Raw genomic sequence first — 14,940 nt, forward strand, 5'->3', positions numbered from 1 at the left:
TATACAGAAATAAAATCACAAAAATAGGTAAAACCAATAATACTATAGCTAAAAAATAGTTACTTTTCTGTATCACCCTGTCTCTCTCTGCTTTTTCATGGCTACTGTCATATTTATGTCTGTTGCGCGGTTTTGTTACTTTTTCATGACCGAACCCGAAATTTTGCGCGTCAATAAGAGACGTTGTGTAAACTCAGTCCTTTTATCTGGCAGGTTAACCCCTATCAATCTTAGGATGAAACCACGCCATCCTCTGTTTGCCTGGTTATTAATTTCATAAAGACGATTGTTTTCCTCTCGTAGTTTTGTCCACTCTAAACAAAGTGTTATATCATCCAGTTCTGTGATGTGTTTCACTTTTCCATTGACAGTTACAGTGTTTATTCCATTTCCTGTGATCATCATCTTATGCCTTTTTTATCTTCATTTGGGACCGTGCTTTTCTTCGGAGTATCACTATTCGTTAACTGCTGTTTATCAATAAAATTCCTGATGTTATCAAGTGCTTCCTTTGTTTTTAGAATGCGCTTGATATCCATTTCATCCCGCCCGGTCATTCTTTTTCCGGACAAAAGACGCTCAAGAAGCTCCTGTTTCGCATCAGGAGAATCTTTGGCGAGCTCCATCAGTTTAAGCAAATCTTCACGATCGAGAGGAAAGAAGTATTTTACAAAATACTTGAAAAGCGAAAGAAAGTAGTATGCTGTCCATGCAATACAGAAACCGATTCTGAGAAACTCATTGTCAACTATACAGAAATACAGGTATACAATCAGGAGAATAGGTAAAATCCATAATACTATAGCTAAAAAAATATATACGGGGATCAGGCGTCTGTATGCCCGTTCATGTTTATTCAGGATGAATAAAATCTTCTCCGCTTCTGAATCACACATAACATTCTCTTCCCATTTTTTCTGATACGTAATGTCCACCTGTTATCAGGAGTGTTTATTGCCCAGAAATATTCTCCTGCTGTGCCTGCATCCTGAGCCACTTTTGTTCTAATGTCGCCAGTCTGCGACCGGCACTCTGTGCTTCAGAGTCTGAGACCTGCCCTTTGGGGTGACCATCCAGGCCATAACGTGGGACGCCGGCGACAGCTGTCCGCTGCAGATATACGCGGCGGGATGTGATGCAGGACACTGCACAGAGCCATTCGTCCATGGTCAGTTCTGTCTCCGGGTGTTCTGCCAGAAATGCCGAAATATCATTGTTTATGCCAATTTTCAGGGGAATAAATCCACCACCTTCAGCACGAAGATGAGGAAACAGGGCCTTTATTTTTTCCACGCACTCGTGAGTATACTCACGGGTCCAGTGGGAGGGACGTGGAAAACGGTGTCTTTTCTTTTTCTTCTTCCTGGCTGGCGCTTCGGGGATATGTGTTTCGACGGCAGATGAATTTATTCCGGCGGGGGCTGATTCTGCCGTCTGTTCAGTAAATACAGGTGCGATAATATCTGTTTTTTCGGATAAGGACGGTAGCGAAAAAGTACGACGTTTTTTCACCACAATGACGGGAGTTTTCCTTTCTTCCTGATTTTTTCCCATAAATACCTCGGCTGGCTGGTTTTACTCTTTAATAATATCACAATTCATAAATTAGTAAATTTCCCATCAGGTGATTTTTCATGGCTAATAAGTCCGTTCTCTGAATATTTATACTCGAGGTAGTAACAGTTATGGCGTGACAGTCGAATTGATATTCTACTGAACCCTGACAGAAACATGGTTGATATATTCTCTCACTTTAATGTTGTCATGATATAAATAAAAACAATTCATTTGAAAGGATATCAGAAGAAGATATCGGGGCGCACAGTTCATCTCTGCCTTTGTTTCATGGGGTGTTCTTTGTATATTTTACTTACTGTTTAAGCATGTACATAAGGAGTGCTTTCATTATGCCAATGATACTTGTAAAGAAGAATCCCCGGGGCAAAGTGATTCGGGAGCTTAGCAGTGAGGAAGAGACTGCAGTAAAGACGGTCTGTGGACTGAAAAAGCCAGCAACCATGGCACTACATAACCTGGCCAATGATATTCTCCGGGAAATGCGTGAGTATGATGCATGGTTACAGTGTGACTGTATTCCGGGAGATTCGCCGGCCATGAATTTTGCTGCTCTTAAAAACAATACGGGTACTCTTTATCTGTCCAGTTTTAATCATGAGCATGCACCTGAATGCCCCATGTATCGTCAGTTATCCGGAAATGAAGAGGAAACATCTTCCGGAGCAAGCCGGCATCCCGTTAGCACCCGTATAAATTACAGAAACTTTTTACCACCTGATGACAGTAATTCTGTTATCAGACTGCAGGCCCGCTCTGCTTACCATAATGGTGAGAGCTCCTCCGTTCGCAAGAAACGTCTGCGCCTTGCCCGTTTACTCCTGTCTCTTATTGACGATGCTGGGCTGAATAAACTGGATTCCCTGGCTAATCCCCGTATCCGGACTAATTATCGTGAGTGTCTTGATGCCATACGGCAGGTTACACTGCAGCAGGAGTATATTCGGGAAGATCCTTATCTGAAATTATCCATTTCCGGCCTGGAATGTCTGAAAGGTCTCAGGAGCGGTTAATGGAAACGCTGGAGAATTCAGAACGACACTGGCCTGCCAGAAGAAAGCATATGTTCTTTCAGATTTTTATGGCGCAGCACATCTGTCGTGATGCTGTGGAAATTCACTGGGCGAACGGTAATATTCAGGTCATCAGACCTGTGCGGGGGATCAGTATTAATGGTGAAGCGCAGGGCGGAATACGTCCCCCTTACTGGGTTATTCTTGCTTTTTGCCGGAGTGCCGATGGCAGAATCATCTGCAGTGAAGGGTATGCTCATGCTCTTTATCAACTGACATGTCCGGTGCCTGTGGACAGCAAACTGGAACGAAACACGCTCACTGCTCTTCTGAATGTGGCCAGCTGGCTTAAAAGAAAGCCAGGTACGCCGGAATTAAGTCTGGAAAGGCCCCTGTTTGATACAGAAGTTTATGTTAATGGTGAAAAGAAATATGTACTGCCGGATTTCATTGTTACAGCAAGGGCTCCTGACGGAAAGACGGCCAGAGTGGTCATCGAAACGATGGGATATGAAGACAGTGATTACTGCGCGAGAAAATCCAGGCAGCATACCGGCATGAAGCAGATTGGTGTTCTGCATACCGATCCACCGAAATGGCTGGATAACGATCATCCCCCTTTTGAGAAACATATGTACGGTGTTTTTATGCATCTCAGGTACTGAGATATTTTGTGGCTCAGTTCTGTAACTTTTCCCGTAACATTGTCTGTTGTTACGGGAAAGTCCGGTTTTTGTATTGCACCAGAGAATACCCAGACTGTGATGCTGCCACAACGTCAGCAGGCTTTCTGAACGGTTTAACACCACTTCATGTTAATGATAATCACTATCATTAAATCTTGACATGCCATTTTCTCCTTAATAAATTAATACTGTATATGTATCCATATACGTAAGCAGTTAATTCATTTGTTTTCCTCAGAGGATGAAGGAGATACCGAATGTCTGACCCTGTACGTATTACAAATCCCGGTGCAGAATCGCTGGGGTATGATTCAGATGGCCATGAAATTATGGCCGTTGATATTTATGTAAACCCTCCACGTGTCGATGTTTTTCATGGTACCCCGCCTGCATGGAGTTCCTTCGGGAACAAAACCATCTGGGGCGGAAACGAGTGGGTCGATGATTCCCCAACCCGAAGTGATATCGAAAAAAGGGACAAGGAAATCACAGCGTACAAAAACACGCTCAGCGTGCAGCAGAAAGAGAATGAGAATAAGCGTACTGAAGCCGGAAAACGCCTTTCTGCGGCAATTGCTGCAAGGGAAAAAGATGAAAACACACTGAAAACACTCCGTGCCGGAAACGCAGATGTCGCTGATATTACACGACAGGAGTTCAGACTCCTGCAGGCAGAGCTGAGAGAATACGGATTCCGTACTGAAATCGCCGGATATGATGCCCTCCGGCTGCATACAGAGAGCCGGATGCTGTTTGCTGATGCTGATTCTCTTCGTATATCTCCCCGCGAGGCCAGGTCGTTAATCGAACAGGCTGAAAAACGGCAGAAGGATGCGCAGAACGCAGACAAGAAGGCCGCTGATATGCTTGCTGAATACGAGCGCAGAAAAGGTATTCTGGACACGCGGTTGTCAGAGCTGGAAAAAAATGGCGGGGCAGCCCTTGCCGTTCTTGATGCACAACAGGCCCGTCTGCTCGGGCAGCAGACACGGAATGACAGGGCCATTTCAGAGGCCCGGAATAAACTCAGTTCGGTGACGGAATCGCTTAAGACGGCCCGTAATGCATTAACCAGAGCTGAACAACAGCTGACGCAACAGAAAAACACGCCTGACGGCAAAACGATAGTTTCCCCTGAAAAATTCCCGGGGCGTTCATCAACAAATCATTCTATTGTTGTGAGTGGTGATCCGAGATTTGCCGGTACGATAAAAATCACAACCAGCGCGGTCATCGATAACCGTGCAAACCTGAATTATCTTCTGACCCATTCCGGTCTGGACTATAAACGCAATATTCTGAATGACCGGAATCCGGTGGTGACAGAGGATGTGGAAGGTGACAAGAAAATTTATAATGCTGAAGTTGCTGAATGGGATAAGTTACGGCAACGATTGCTTGATGCCAGAAATAAAATCACCTCTGCTGAATCTGCGGTAAATTCGGCGAGAAATAACGTCAGTGCCAGAACAAATGAACAAAAGCATGCAAATGATGCTCTTAACGCCCTGTTGAAGGAAAAAGAGAATATCCGTAGCCAGCTTGCTGACATAAATCAGAAAATAGCTGAAGAGAAAAGAAAAAGGGATGAAATAAATATGATAAAGGATGCCATAAAACTCACCTCTGATTTCTACAGAACGATATATGATGAGTTCGGTAAACAAGCATCCGAACTTGCTAAGGAGCTGGCTTCTGTATCTCAAGGGAAACAGATTAAGAGTGTGGATGATGCACTGAACGCTTTTGATAAATTCCGTAATAATCTGAACAAGAAATATAGCATACAAGATCGCATGGCCATTTCTAAAGCCCTGGAAGCTATTAATCAGGTCCATATGGCGGAGAATTTTAAGCTGTTCAGTAAGGCATTTGGTTTTACCGGAAAAGTTATTGATCGTTATGATGTTGCTGTGGAGTTACAAAAGGCTGTAAAAACGGACAACTGGCGTCCATTTTTTGTAAAACTTGAATCACTGGCAGCAGGAAGAGCTGCTTCAGCAGTTACAGCATGGACGTTTTCCGTCATGCTGGGAACCCCTGTAGGTATTCTGGGTTTTGCAATTATTATGGCGGCTGTGAGTGCGTTTGTTAATGATAAGTTTATTGAGCAGGTCAATAAACTTATTGGTATCTGACACATAATGATGCCCTTTCATTTTCCTGAAAGGGCTTTGCAGAATATAAAAATTAAGTAAATGGCAACCACAGGAACTGATATAACGAAACAGAATAATTCAAATATTGCAGTTAAGCTTCCGCCAACTGGATTTGTAAAGAAGTCTTTTTGCCAGAATTCTTTCCCTGTAAACCTTATTACCATTTTCTGTATTATCCTCATTGAAAAAGGAAAAGTAATGGCACTGATAATGCATCCGATGAACGCATAAAACATTCTTGCATTTTCCTGGCTATCTTTCCATCCCAGATAAAAAACTGTAAGAATAATGAGGCTTGGTATCAGGCTCTTCAGTAAATACTTTACAGATATATCCAGTTTCATCTGTTTTCTCCTTTATTGTTATCGTGTACCGGTGCGTGATAACATAATCACAGCATGATAATAATAATCAATAACAATAAGCTGTGTCACGTTTACATCATGGAACGGAGGTGCTCCTGTGACCTTTGAGCAGAAAAAAGCCCGGGCCATTGCCCTGATGGACAGCAAAAAGATGTGGCGGAGCAATTATGCCCCTCCTCTTCTGTGTATTCTCTGGCGGCTGGGTATCCGGCTTCCGCCATTACCCTTTATGCCGTTCTGGCAGGTCACGCTGTTGATGGGGAGCTTATGGGGCATTTCCTGGGGATGTGCAATGTGGTTTATCTACCGGGGGCCGTCAGGAATGGTGGCAGGTGAGGCCATAATTATAAGTATCACGGGTGGTTTTTTGTTCGGACTGCTCACGGCCTCTTTCCACTGGTGGCGCAGGAAAGTTAACCGGCTGCCACCATGGGGTGATGTGTAAACCGTGCTGGCATGTTTTTACGGAGTGACGCTTTCATTAACCTGTACACGAACTTCTATTCCGGCATCATGACAGGCCTGCAGCCACTGCGCCACTTCCAGCGGATCGCCCTCCCGGCGTACCACTCTGCCTTCTTTATTCCATAACTGCAGACAGGTGCTGCCGTCGAGACGCACCACAAAATCCCCACGGCAGGCCTGATACGTTATGCCGTTCAGCTCCACCTCCAGATCAGTGGCAGAAGTGCCATCTGCGGGCAGACCTGCTGCCGGGACCAGCGGCAGTACGACGACTTCTGCCGCACGCTGTTCTGCCCGGAGGCGGTCCTGTTCTGCCAGCAGCAGAGGCTGTGCCACGGCCCGGCCGGCGTCCGTCAGCTCCACTGCCAGCTGCAGGTTCGGAGCGCGCAGGGTACGCAGCCAGCCGGCATCCTCCAGACGACGGCAGGAGGCGCGCAGGTTTGGCCCGTAGACCGGGGCTTCCCCGCTTCGCTCCAGCACCCGTTCTATGTCCCGCGTCAGCACGGGTCCTGGCCGTTTTTCATCAAGGGCAGCCAGCACAATCAGCACTCTCCGCTGCAGTGGCGACGGTCGGCGGCTCTGAGTCATTTCCAGTCATCCTCCGGCCAGATGAGCTTTCTGAGGCGCTGAAAGTCGGCGTCAATGAGCTCCTGTCTCTTTATGGCATTCATTGAGGCATAGCCATTTATGGCCAGTTCATGCCAGAAGATCAGCACGGCTCCGGCTTTGGCTGACTCGCAGAGATAAATCGCGCCCTGGCTGTCCAGATTGCATTCCCGGATGCGTCGTTCCGTAAACCGGGTTAGTTGTTCATAGCTGAGTGAAAACACCCTTTCTTCATCCATCCTGCACGCTCCATCTGATAATGTTCTTAAAGGTAAAAATCACATCCTGCATGATTTGTGTGTTATTGATTTATGATAATATCAGGTATGGTTTTATATTTAATGGTGAAAATCATATCAGATATGATTTTATGTGTGCTGCTTAATTATCATATCTCCTGCCCGTTCTCTGCCGCACAGATCCGGTTTCCGGCTGTTACGGATCTTCCTCTCCCCCCACACAACGCCACCTCCTGTCAGCACAACATGTGGTATCTCATTCAGCTGCTCATGACACTATATGTTGTGTCATCTCCCTGACCTGTGATGCGCCGCGCAGGGGCGGAAAACAGCGATATGATTATTTTCTCAGCGTGGTACACTTCCGGAAAGTTGTGATATTCCGGAAAGTCGGATCTGACGGAAACGGCTCTCCGGTAATTTAACTGCGTTTCTATATGGCTACTTATTATTTCAGTATGTGAAATTCATTTTTTGTGAAAGTCACTGTTCTCAACAGAGTGGCACTCATCTGGCGATGATTGAGGTGTGGTAAAATTGCACGGCTAACTATTCAACTGAGGAAAGGACATGTTTACTGCATTCAATGAGAGAAATGATTTCAGTTATGCTTTTGAAAAAATCCGTAATGCGATTTCCGCGCCAGGAGAAAATAATGTTTATGCTGCAACAGAATTAGGTCTTGGCATTCTGCTCCGTAAATACGAGCAGTTTCGCCGGGAGCTGGATGCGGCCGGTGAGCTGGGAAACTGGGAATATGATCTCGATACCTACAATCACTGTATTGCGGTGCTGCAACGTTACTTCACCGGCAATCCATCCGGGCTCACAGAACGTGATGCCCGGATTTACAGCCATTACCTGCAGACTGAGCACAAAGGCTTTGTGAAGCTGGCTGAAGAACTGGCTGCCGACCGCTGAATACATACAGAAGGCGGGATTTCTCAACAATAAAGGAATAAACATGGCTGACTGGTTTATTGCGACCGAAGGCGTGAAGGTGGTGAAGGACAGCGCCAGTCTGGGGCCGCAGATAATTACAGCTGTATCGACCATCGCATCTGCTGTCGGAGCGGTGTTCCTTACTCACCACTTCACACTCAGACGTGAGGAGAGAACTGCAGCAGCGAAGCTGGCCAGCGAGCGTCTTTACATTAGTACAGAACTGGTTTTTTTACTTGAGCGATTTGCGCAGCGTTGCGCTCCAGCAGCAACAGCAACTGTGGAGCACGATCAGGATGGCAGAGGAGAAGCTGAGTTCTTATTACCGGAAATCGATTATTCCCCGGTATCTGGTAACTGGCGCTCCCTTCCTTCTGGCCTGATGTATAGGCTCAGCGAACTCTCTGTTCTCAGCTACGAAGCTGTCGTGTGTGTAGATAATGTGTTTGTTGAAGATACTCCTTATGGTGGAGCGGGTGAATATAGTTTGCATAAAAACGCAGCTATGTTGGGAGTAAAAGCACTGCGGTTATCACGAGAACTGAGAATGTTATGTGGCCTCCCTCTGCACGGCCTTTCCGATACACTATCGCCAACGAGGTTGGTATTGTTGAAAGCCAGAGGTAAAACACTCCAAAAGGAGTACGAAATGGTAAAGAAGTCTAAAAAGACCGAGCAAGAGATTGAGGATTTCATAAAGGGGACATCATGAGTGGCCCACAATTGCTTTCCCTGCCTGGTTCTTTTTTAACGCCTCCGGCAACATTACCTGTTGCCATTGATTACCCGGCTGCGCTGGCACTACGTCAGATGGCACTTGTGCAGGACGAATTACCAAAATATCTGTTGGCGCCGGAGATCAGCGCCCTGCTCCACTATGTACCGGATCTGCACCGCAAAATGTTGCTGGCCACCCTGTGGAACACGGGCGCACGTATAAACGAAGCGCTGGCGCTGACGCGGGGAGATTTTTCTCTGGCGCCGCCATATCCGTTCGTACAGCTGGCCACGCTCAAACAACGGACTGAAAAAGCGACCAGAACGGCAGGCCGTGTCCCTGCTGGCAGTCAGGTGCATCGCCTGGTTCCCCTGTCCGATACACAATACGTCAGCCAACTGCAGATGATGGTGGCCACGCTGAAAATCCCACTGGAGCGCAGAAACAAACGAACCGGAAGAATGGAGAAGGCGCGCATCTGGGGAATCACCGACCGCACAGTTCGCACCTGGCTGAATGAAGCTGTAGAGGCCGCTGCGGCCGACGGCGTGACGTTCTCTGTTCCGGTTACCCCACATACTTTCCGCCATTCCTACGCGATGCATATGCTGTATGCTGGTATTCCGCTGAAGGTGCTGCAGAGCCTGATGGGGCACAAGTCGATTAGTTCGACAGAGGTGTACACGAAGGTGTTTGCGCTGGATGTGGCTGCACGGCACCGGGTGCAGTTTTCGATTCCTGAGTCCGATGCTGTCACAATGCTGAAAAACAGACACGCATAAGTCACAAATCATAATTATGAATTGTGATTTATTCTATAAAAGAAGAGACCACTGCAATATGTGATCTCTTGTATTATTTCATAATTGTTAAAGCCACTTCACAGTATGCTCACATTGTACGGATATATTCGTAATGTTTTTTTATATCGAATGAACGACAGAAGTTGTGGAGATTTTATGAAAGTAATTAGCATGAAATTTATTTTTATTTTAACGATTATTGCTCTTGCTGCTGTTTTTTTCTGGTCTGAAGATAAAGGTCCGGCATGCTATCAGGTCAGCGATGAACAGGCCAGAACGTTTGTAAAAAATGATTACCTGCAAAGAATGAAACGCTGGGACAACGATGTACAACTTCTTGGTACAGAAATCCCGAAAATTACATGGGAAAAGATTGAGAGAAGTTTAACAGATGTTGAAGATGAAAAAACACTTCTTGTCCCATTTAAAGCTGAAGGTCCGGAGGGTAAGAGAATGTATTATGGCATGTACCATTGTGAAGAGGGATATGTTGAATATGCGAATGACTAATACACTGTTATAAAGGCTGCATAAAAAGGCCGGAATCCCGGCCCTTATATTATCGCTTACCACTTTCTTTAATGTGAATTTCACCAGGAAGCAGTATCTGGTACTCTTTACCAGAAAACATCGCCCCGAGCCTTGTGAGCGACTCTCCGATGACGCCACGGTGAGTGCTGGCGTTAAAATCGTATTTATCATCATATGAACGAACAACGCCATTGTAAGTCCAGGAGCCATTGGCAGAGATAGTTAAAGTACCTTCTGTTTTCAGTGTGATATTACCAAGATATGCACCGGTAATAACATTATAATCACCAGTGGCATGTGTGAACTTTGTAGAAACAGGGAATGTACCTACTACACCAGATTTTATAATGTCTTTTATCTGATTAATTTTCATAGGGGAAATTTTAAGACCAATGTTGGCGATATTAACGCTCCTTTCAGCGCCATTACCCCATAAATAGTGAGCAAGCGCCACAATTGGTGTAGTGACATTACCGCTCATTTGTTTCATATTCATTGAGCGATAGTCATATTGACTTGGCGCTGGTTTTGAGAAGTGGTAAGCGTCATAAACGCTTATTCCAGGGTGAAGAACCAGATTTCGGTCGGCGTTACAGAAGTAACCAATATTTGTCGATATGATCTGCAATGTGAGAGGGTTGCTAGCCCCATGTTTTTTGATGTAATCCTCAAGTTGAGTTAAAGCCTGAAGACACATGTTTGGACTCTGGAAAAAACTATAAACAACCTGGACTAAAAGAGGTCCAGCACCAGGAACATGCGGTGCTGAAAGAGAAAATGCACCATTGCCATAACTTGGTAAGTTAGTTGATGGTGATGGTGCATGAACAGTTAAGGTTTCCATACATAACTCCTTATAAGTTAATAAGATAATAGAGTTCGCGGCTGGCTAACGCTTACACCGGCGAACGAACCCCATGAGAGAGGCTCCCCATAACATTGTTTGCCGGATATGCCGTTAAAAATGGTAGGGAAGCACCTGAACTACCATATATAAGATATATATCTGTACACTCCATTAAATACTGGAAATATATTGAGAACTCTGATATATAATCTATATATAAAAATACAAAAAGGTATATATATGACCAGCAATAAAGATAAGAACAAGAAAGCAAACGAAATATTATATGCATTTTCCATAATCGGTATTATTCCATTAATGGCTATATTAATACTTCGGATAAATAATCCATATTCTCAAGTGCTGTACTACTTATATAATAAGGTTGCATTTCTCCCTTCTATTACATCATTGCATGATCCCGTCATGACAGCACTTATGTCAAACTACAACAAGACAGCACCAGTTATGGGTATTCTCGTTTTTCTTTGCACATATAAGACAAGAGAAATCATAAAGCCAGTAACAAGAAAACTTGTTGTGCAATCCTGTTTCTGGGGGGCCGTTTTTTATGCCATTCTGATTTATATCACACTGTTCTATAATCTGGAACTAACAACAGCAGGTGGTTTTTTTAAATTATTATCTCATAATGTCATCACTCTTTTTATTTTATACTGCTCCATTTACTTTACTGTTTTAACCATGACATATGCGATTTTACTGATGCCATTGCTTGTCATTAAATATTTTAAAGGGAGGCAGTAACACTGCCTTCCTTTTAATTATTTTATGATCTTGTGATTCAACTCATCAACAAATTTATCATCGATAAATGCACCAATAGCACCTGCAATAACTACGCCAACAAAACCAACAACTGTGGCCGGAAGACCAAAGGCTATAAGGGCCGAGCCTAATGTCAAAGAAAACAAACTAAGAGCTACAGCAGCTGGTTACGAACTTAATGGCCAGACTATTTATGTATTGCTCCTGTGGCACACACGAGAAAACAGGTAGATTGTGTGTGGGGACAACTTAACATAGCCTGCAGATATTAATTCTGGAACATTATTATCAGGCCAGATATTTTGCATTCCATTAAATAATCTTGTAGGAGATAAAATGAATTACGATGAAATAACGAAAATTACCGCTGAACGTATTAGCGACTACATGACTGAAGCAGTTAATACAGACTCTATAGCCGTTGCGGAAATGTTTCATAACGCTGCATGGGGAGTGCGAACATTGTGGTTTGAACTCGTCACAAAAATAGATATAGATATACATAAAAAGAACAGGTATGCGAGTTATGATCTTAGAAGGAAAATCGAAATGCAGCATGAAGAGTTTCAGAAAATGACAGAGCGTGAGCAAGTACCTTTATTGAAATCGCCAGAATGATGTTCAGCGACTTCGCCCAGGTATTTTCTTTCGCCCCTTTTATGCCCTGCCGGACATTGTATAAATGTAGGGCGGGCCGCTTGGAATTCGGAAAATAAACCACGTTAAGACTATTTTTTAGTCAAATGACTTTCAGGAATCGCCAGAATGGCGGGACAACAGCGGTTTTGGTGTCCGAAATCGTACAATTCTGAACATCTACGCAAGGGAATGTACGGAAGTAAGCCAAATGGTTATCGGACGGTAGGAGCATTTCGTACATCCTTTACGTTCAGTGAGTTAGCTGGCTTGGATGTAACCACTCGTTCAACTCAATTCTCTTGACGTGGGGAAATCCGTTTTCCAAGCGGACCCCTTATAGGGGGTGAGGGCCCCCTCCCCTTCACTCTTGACTATGTGAACGATAATCATTATCGTTAGTGTTTGTATGGTAATGGGATAGAAAGTAATGGGATAAAAAGTAATGGATAGAAAAAGAACAAAATTAGAGTTGTTATTTGCATTTATAATAAATGCCACCGCAATATATATTGCATTAGCTATATATGATTGTGTTTTTAGAGGAAAGGACTTTTTATCCATGCATACATTTTGCTTCTCTATATTAATGTCTGCAATATGTTACTTTGTTGGTGATAATTATTATTCAATATCCGATAAGATAAAAAGGAGATCATATGAGAACTCTGACTCTAAATGAATTAGATTCTGTTTCTGGTGGTGCTTCAGGGCGTGATATTGCGATGGCGGTGATGCTGCCAACTTACTGATTTAGTGTATGATGGTGTTTTTGAGGTGCTCCAGTGGCTTCTGTTTCTATCAGCTGTCCTTCCTGCTCCGCTACTGAAGGCGTGGTGCGTAACGGCAAAAGCACTGCCGGACATCAGCGCTATCTCTGCTCTCACTGCCGTAAAACATGGCAACTGCAGTTCACTTACACCGCTTCTCAACCCGGTACGCACCAGAAAATCATTGATATGGCCATGAATGGCGTTGGATGCCGGGCAACAGCCCGCATTATGGGCGTTGGCCTCAACACGATTTTCCGCCATTTAAAAAACTCAGGCCGCAGTCGGTAACCTCGCGCATACAGCCGGGCAGTGACGTCATCGTCTGCGCGGAAATGGACGAACAGTGGGGATACGTCGGGGCTAAATCGCGCCAGCGCTGGCTGTTTTACGCGTATGACAGGCTCCGGAAGACGGTTGTTGCGCACGTATTCGGTGAACGCACTATGGCGACGCTGGGGCGTCTTATGAGCCTGCTGTCACCCTTTGACGTGGTGATATGGATGACGGATGGCTGGCCGCTGTATGAATCCCGCCTGAAGGGAAAGCTGCACGTAATCAGCAAGCGATATACGCAGCGAATTGAGCGGCATAACCTGAATCTGAGGCAGCACCTGGCACGGCTGGGACGGAAGTCGCTGTCGTTCTCAAAATCGGTGGAGCTGCATGACAAAGTCATCGGGCATTATCTGAACATAAAACACTATCAATAAGTTGGAGTCATTACCGGATCTCTCTGCAACGAGATATTATAGCGAATATTTTGCTGGGAAAAGATCCTCGCTTACTTGTGATTGTTGGTCCATGCTCAATCCATGACGTTCAGGCCGCAGTTGATTATGCGAAGCGATTGTTCGTATTACAGAATAAGTACTTATCGAAAATGTACATTGTAATGCGCACTTATTTTGAGAAACCTCGAACCCGTAAAGGCTGGAAGGGAATAATGCACGATCCTGATCTAAATGGAAGTTATGATGTTGAGAAAGGGATACGATATGCTCGCCAGTGTTTGTCTTCAATCACAACGATGCGTGTCGCAACCGCTACAGAATTCCTCGATCCTTTTCTTACTCCCTATATTGCTGATTTAATATGTTGGGGTGCTATTGGTGCCAGAACCACTGAATCACAAACGCATCGTCAACTTGCGTCTGGTTTACATTGTCCAGTTGGATTTAAAAACAGTACTGATGGAAATATTAACTTAGCTATTGACGCTATTATTGCAGCCCGTGAACAACATATTGTATATATGACATCTTTAACAAATAGTATATCTACACTATTAACCGATGGCAATCCACATGGACATCTAATATTACGTGGAGGTAGAGAACCTAACTATGGTTTGTCTGATATAACTAAGGCAGTGAAATTAATGCATGATGAGGGTATTAACCATCGTCTGATAATTGATTGTAGCCATGGTAATAGCGGTAAAGTGGCTAAACGGCAAATTTCCGTTGCACGTCAAGTTATAGATAATCGGAAAAAAATACCAGGATATGTAGCTGGCATTATGGTGGAAAGCTTTTTACAAGATGGAAAACAATCCGATAGTTTTCCGCTAGAGTATGGTCAGTCTGTTACTGATGAATGCATATCATGGCAACAGACAGAACAATTATTATCAACTCTGGCAGCACAGCTTTAACTTCAACTATTGCACATATATTGCTTTTAAAGGGGGAAAAATGAAATTACTTAGTTTAAGACACTCAATTAGTGTTATCAGAGAAGCAGATATTTTATCTCTACAGTTTATGATTATATAAAGCGCTATCGTAGCCGCG

General features: G+C 44.4%; 16 protein-coding genes and 5 pseudogenes. 13 read left to right on the forward strand and 8 right to left on the reverse strand.

The window, feature by feature from the left end; genetic code table 11:
- Nucleotides 1-135 precede the first annotated feature (135 nt).
- Genes AB4H76_RS00625 through AB4H76_RS00635 form a run of 3 tightly spaced genes read right to left on the reverse strand, consistent with a single transcriptional unit; the run spans nt 136 to nt 1,554 of the window.
- Complete coding sequence (locus AB4H76_RS00625) at nt 136-402, reverse strand: hypothetical protein (RefSeq protein ID WP_000627831.1); 267 nt, start codon at nt 400-402, stop codon at nt 136-138.
- Nucleotides 402-896 carry a hypothetical protein gene (locus AB4H76_RS00630; RefSeq protein ID WP_001442119.1) on the reverse strand — a complete coding sequence of 165 codons (495 nt, stop codon included), beginning with the start codon at nt 894-896 and terminating at the stop codon, nt 402-404. The genes AB4H76_RS00625 and AB4H76_RS00630 overlap by 1 nt, the downstream gene beginning before the upstream one ends.
- A gap of 55 nt (nt 897-951) precedes the next feature.
- Nucleotides 952-1,554 (reverse strand): ProQ/FINO family protein, encoded by a 603-nt coding sequence (locus AB4H76_RS00635; RefSeq protein ID WP_000517689.1) that lies wholly within the window; start codon nt 1,552-1,554, stop codon nt 952-954.
- A gap of 353 nt (nt 1,555-1,907) precedes the next feature.
- On the opposite strand from AB4H76_RS00635, the pseudogene yagA reads away from it, so the two are divergent.
- Nucleotides 1,908-3,253: pseudogene (gene yagA / locus AB4H76_RS00640) on the forward strand (protein YagA).
- A gap of 278 nt (nt 3,254-3,531) precedes the next feature.
- Nucleotides 3,532-5,412 (forward strand): colicin Ia central receptor-binding domain-containing protein, encoded by a 1,881-nt coding sequence (locus AB4H76_RS00645; RefSeq protein ID WP_001283356.1) that lies wholly within the window; start codon nt 3,532-3,534, stop codon nt 5,410-5,412.
- Between the two features lie 17 nt (nt 5,413-5,429).
- Here the strand turns inward: AB4H76_RS00645 and AB4H76_RS00650 are convergent, their stop codons facing one another.
- Nucleotides 5,430-5,777 carry a colicin E1 family microcin immunity protein gene (locus AB4H76_RS00650; RefSeq protein WP_000762580.1) on the reverse strand — a complete coding sequence of 116 codons (348 nt, stop codon included), beginning with the start codon at nt 5,775-5,777 and terminating at the stop codon, nt 5,430-5,432.
- A gap of 118 nt (nt 5,778-5,895) precedes the next feature.
- Between AB4H76_RS00650 and AB4H76_RS00655 the strand changes: the two genes are divergently transcribed.
- Entirely contained in the window at nt 5,896-6,243 is a 348-nt protein-coding gene (locus AB4H76_RS00655; protein ID WP_000142424.1) for a DUF6404 family protein, read from the forward strand.
- A 17-nt stretch (nt 6,244-6,260) separates the two neighbouring features.
- On the opposite strand, the gene AB4H76_RS00660 is transcribed toward AB4H76_RS00655, so the two are convergent.
- Nucleotides 6,261-6,851: a hypothetical protein gene (locus tag AB4H76_RS00660; protein ID WP_000194555.1), complete on the reverse strand. Its 591-nt coding sequence runs from the start codon at nt 6,849-6,851 to the stop codon at nt 6,261-6,263.
- Nucleotides 6,848-7,108: a hypothetical protein gene (locus AB4H76_RS00665; protein ID WP_000343102.1), complete on the reverse strand. Its 261-nt coding sequence runs from the start codon at nt 7,106-7,108 to the stop codon at nt 6,848-6,850. Before AB4H76_RS00665 ends, AB4H76_RS00660 begins: the two co-directional genes overlap by 4 nt.
- A 570-nt stretch (nt 7,109-7,678) precedes the next feature.
- Here AB4H76_RS00665 and AB4H76_RS00670 point away from each other — a divergent pair.
- From AB4H76_RS00670 to cmi, 4 genes are all read left to right on the forward strand, one after another.
- On the forward strand, nt 7,679-8,029 hold the full coding sequence (locus tag AB4H76_RS00670) for a hypothetical protein (protein WP_000493379.1): 351 nt from the start codon (nt 7,679-7,681) through the stop codon (nt 8,027-8,029).
- 43 nt (nt 8,030-8,072) lie between these two features.
- Nucleotides 8,073-8,762: a hypothetical protein gene (locus AB4H76_RS00675; protein ID WP_000796228.1), complete on the forward strand. Its 690-nt coding sequence runs from the start codon at nt 8,073-8,075 to the stop codon at nt 8,760-8,762.
- The gene (locus AB4H76_RS00680; protein WP_000016493.1) at nt 8,759-9,550 is read left to right on the forward strand and encodes a site-specific integrase; all 792 of its coding nucleotides are present in this window, start codon (nt 8,759-8,761) and stop codon (nt 9,548-9,550) included. The genes AB4H76_RS00675 and AB4H76_RS00680 overlap by 4 nt, the downstream gene beginning before the upstream one ends.
- 177 nt (nt 9,551-9,727) lie before the next feature.
- Nucleotides 9,728-10,081, forward strand: a complete 354-nt coding sequence (gene cmi, locus AB4H76_RS00685) for a colicin M immunity protein (protein WP_000864812.1) — start codon at nt 9,728-9,730, stop codon at nt 10,079-10,081.
- Between the two features lie 49 nt (nt 10,082-10,130).
- On the opposite strand, the gene cma is transcribed toward cmi, so the two are convergent.
- On the reverse strand, nt 10,131-10,946 hold the full coding sequence (cma, locus tag AB4H76_RS00690; protein ID WP_001312845.1) for a lipid II-degrading bacteriocin colicin M: 816 nt from the start codon (nt 10,944-10,946) through the stop codon (nt 10,131-10,133).
- A gap of 243 nt (nt 10,947-11,189) precedes the next feature.
- On the opposite strand from cma, the gene cbi reads away from it, so the two are divergent.
- Nucleotides 11,190-11,717: a colicin B immunity protein gene (gene cbi / locus AB4H76_RS00695; protein WP_000203272.1), complete on the forward strand. Its 528-nt coding sequence runs from the start codon at nt 11,190-11,192 to the stop codon at nt 11,715-11,717.
- 17 nt (nt 11,718-11,734) lie between these two features.
- On the opposite strand, the pseudogene AB4H76_RS00700 reads toward cbi, so the two are convergent.
- Nucleotides 11,735-11,902 (reverse strand): annotated as a pseudogene (locus tag AB4H76_RS00700) (colicin-B); the annotation flags it as partial.
- Between the two features lie 172 nt (nt 11,903-12,074).
- On the opposite strand from AB4H76_RS00700, the pseudogene AB4H76_RS00705 reads away from it, so the two are divergent.
- From AB4H76_RS00705 to AB4H76_RS00725, 5 genes and pseudogenes are all read left to right on the forward strand, one after another.
- Nucleotides 12,075-12,278, forward strand: a pseudogene (locus AB4H76_RS00705) (hypothetical protein); the annotation flags it as partial.
- A 541-nt stretch (nt 12,279-12,819) separates the two neighbouring features.
- The gene (gene cvi, locus AB4H76_RS00710) at nt 12,820-13,056 is read left to right on the forward strand and encodes a colicin V immunity protein (RefSeq protein WP_014640552.1); all 237 of its coding nucleotides are present in this window, start codon (nt 12,820-12,822) and stop codon (nt 13,054-13,056) included.
- Nucleotides 13,034-13,108: pseudogene (locus AB4H76_RS00715) on the forward strand (colicin); the annotation flags it as partial. The gene cvi and the pseudogene AB4H76_RS00715, both read left to right, overlap by 23 nt.
- A gap of 51 nt (nt 13,109-13,159) precedes the next feature.
- A protein-coding gene (locus AB4H76_RS00720; protein ID WP_225375057.1) for an IS1-like element IS1B family transposase occupies nt 13,160-13,857 on the forward strand; the annotation gives its coding sequence in 2 pieces (ribosomal slippage) (nt 13,160-13,409 and nt 13,409-13,857; 699 coding nt in all).
- 17 nt (nt 13,858-13,874) lie between these two features.
- Nucleotides 13,875-14,801, forward strand: a pseudogene (locus AB4H76_RS00725) (3-deoxy-7-phosphoheptulonate synthase); the annotation flags it as partial.
- Nucleotides 14,802-14,940: the final 139 nt, after the last annotated feature.

The sequence above is a fragment of the Escherichia sp. UTM R2 genome, from assembly GCF_048593455.1.
GTDB lineage: Bacteria > Pseudomonadota > Gammaproteobacteria > Enterobacterales > Enterobacteriaceae > Escherichia > Escherichia coli.

Coding starts and splice junctions, on each gene's coding strand:
- cmi (WP_000864812.1), top strand. CDS start 9,728: ATGAAAGTAATTAGCATGAAATTTATTTTTATTTTAACGATTATTGCT.
- AB4H76_RS00650 (WP_000762580.1), bottom strand. CDS start 5,777: ATGAAACTGGATATATCTGTAAAGTATTTACTGAAGAGCCTGATACCA.
- cbi (WP_000203272.1), top strand. CDS start 11,190: ATGACCAGCAATAAAGATAAGAACAAGAAAGCAAACGAAATATTATAT.
- AB4H76_RS00660 (WP_000194555.1), bottom strand. CDS start 6,851: ATGACTCAGAGCCGCCGACCGTCGCCACTGCAGCGGAGAGTGCTGATT.
- cma (WP_001312845.1), bottom strand. CDS start 10,946: ATGGAAACCTTAACTGTTCATGCACCATCACCATCAACTAACTTACCA.
- AB4H76_RS00680 (WP_000016493.1), top strand. CDS start 8,759: ATGAGTGGCCCACAATTGCTTTCCCTGCCTGGTTCTTTTTTAACGCCT.
- AB4H76_RS00645 (WP_001283356.1), top strand. CDS start 3,532: ATGTCTGACCCTGTACGTATTACAAATCCCGGTGCAGAATCGCTGGGG.
- AB4H76_RS00630 (WP_001442119.1), bottom strand. CDS start 896: ATGTGTGATTCAGAAGCGGAGAAGATTTTATTCATCCTGAATAAACAT.
- AB4H76_RS00665 (WP_000343102.1), bottom strand. CDS start 7,108: ATGGATGAAGAAAGGGTGTTTTCACTCAGCTATGAACAACTAACCCGG.
- AB4H76_RS00675 (WP_000796228.1), top strand. CDS start 8,073: ATGGCTGACTGGTTTATTGCGACCGAAGGCGTGAAGGTGGTGAAGGAC.
- cvi (WP_014640552.1), top strand. CDS start 12,820: ATGGATAGAAAAAGAACAAAATTAGAGTTGTTATTTGCATTTATAATA.
- AB4H76_RS00635 (WP_000517689.1), bottom strand. CDS start 1,554: ATGGGAAAAAATCAGGAAGAAAGGAAAACTCCCGTCATTGTGGTGAAA.
- AB4H76_RS00625 (WP_000627831.1), bottom strand. CDS start 402: ATGATCACAGGAAATGGAATAAACACTGTAACTGTCAATGGAAAAGTG.
- AB4H76_RS00670 (WP_000493379.1), top strand. CDS start 7,679: ATGTTTACTGCATTCAATGAGAGAAATGATTTCAGTTATGCTTTTGAA.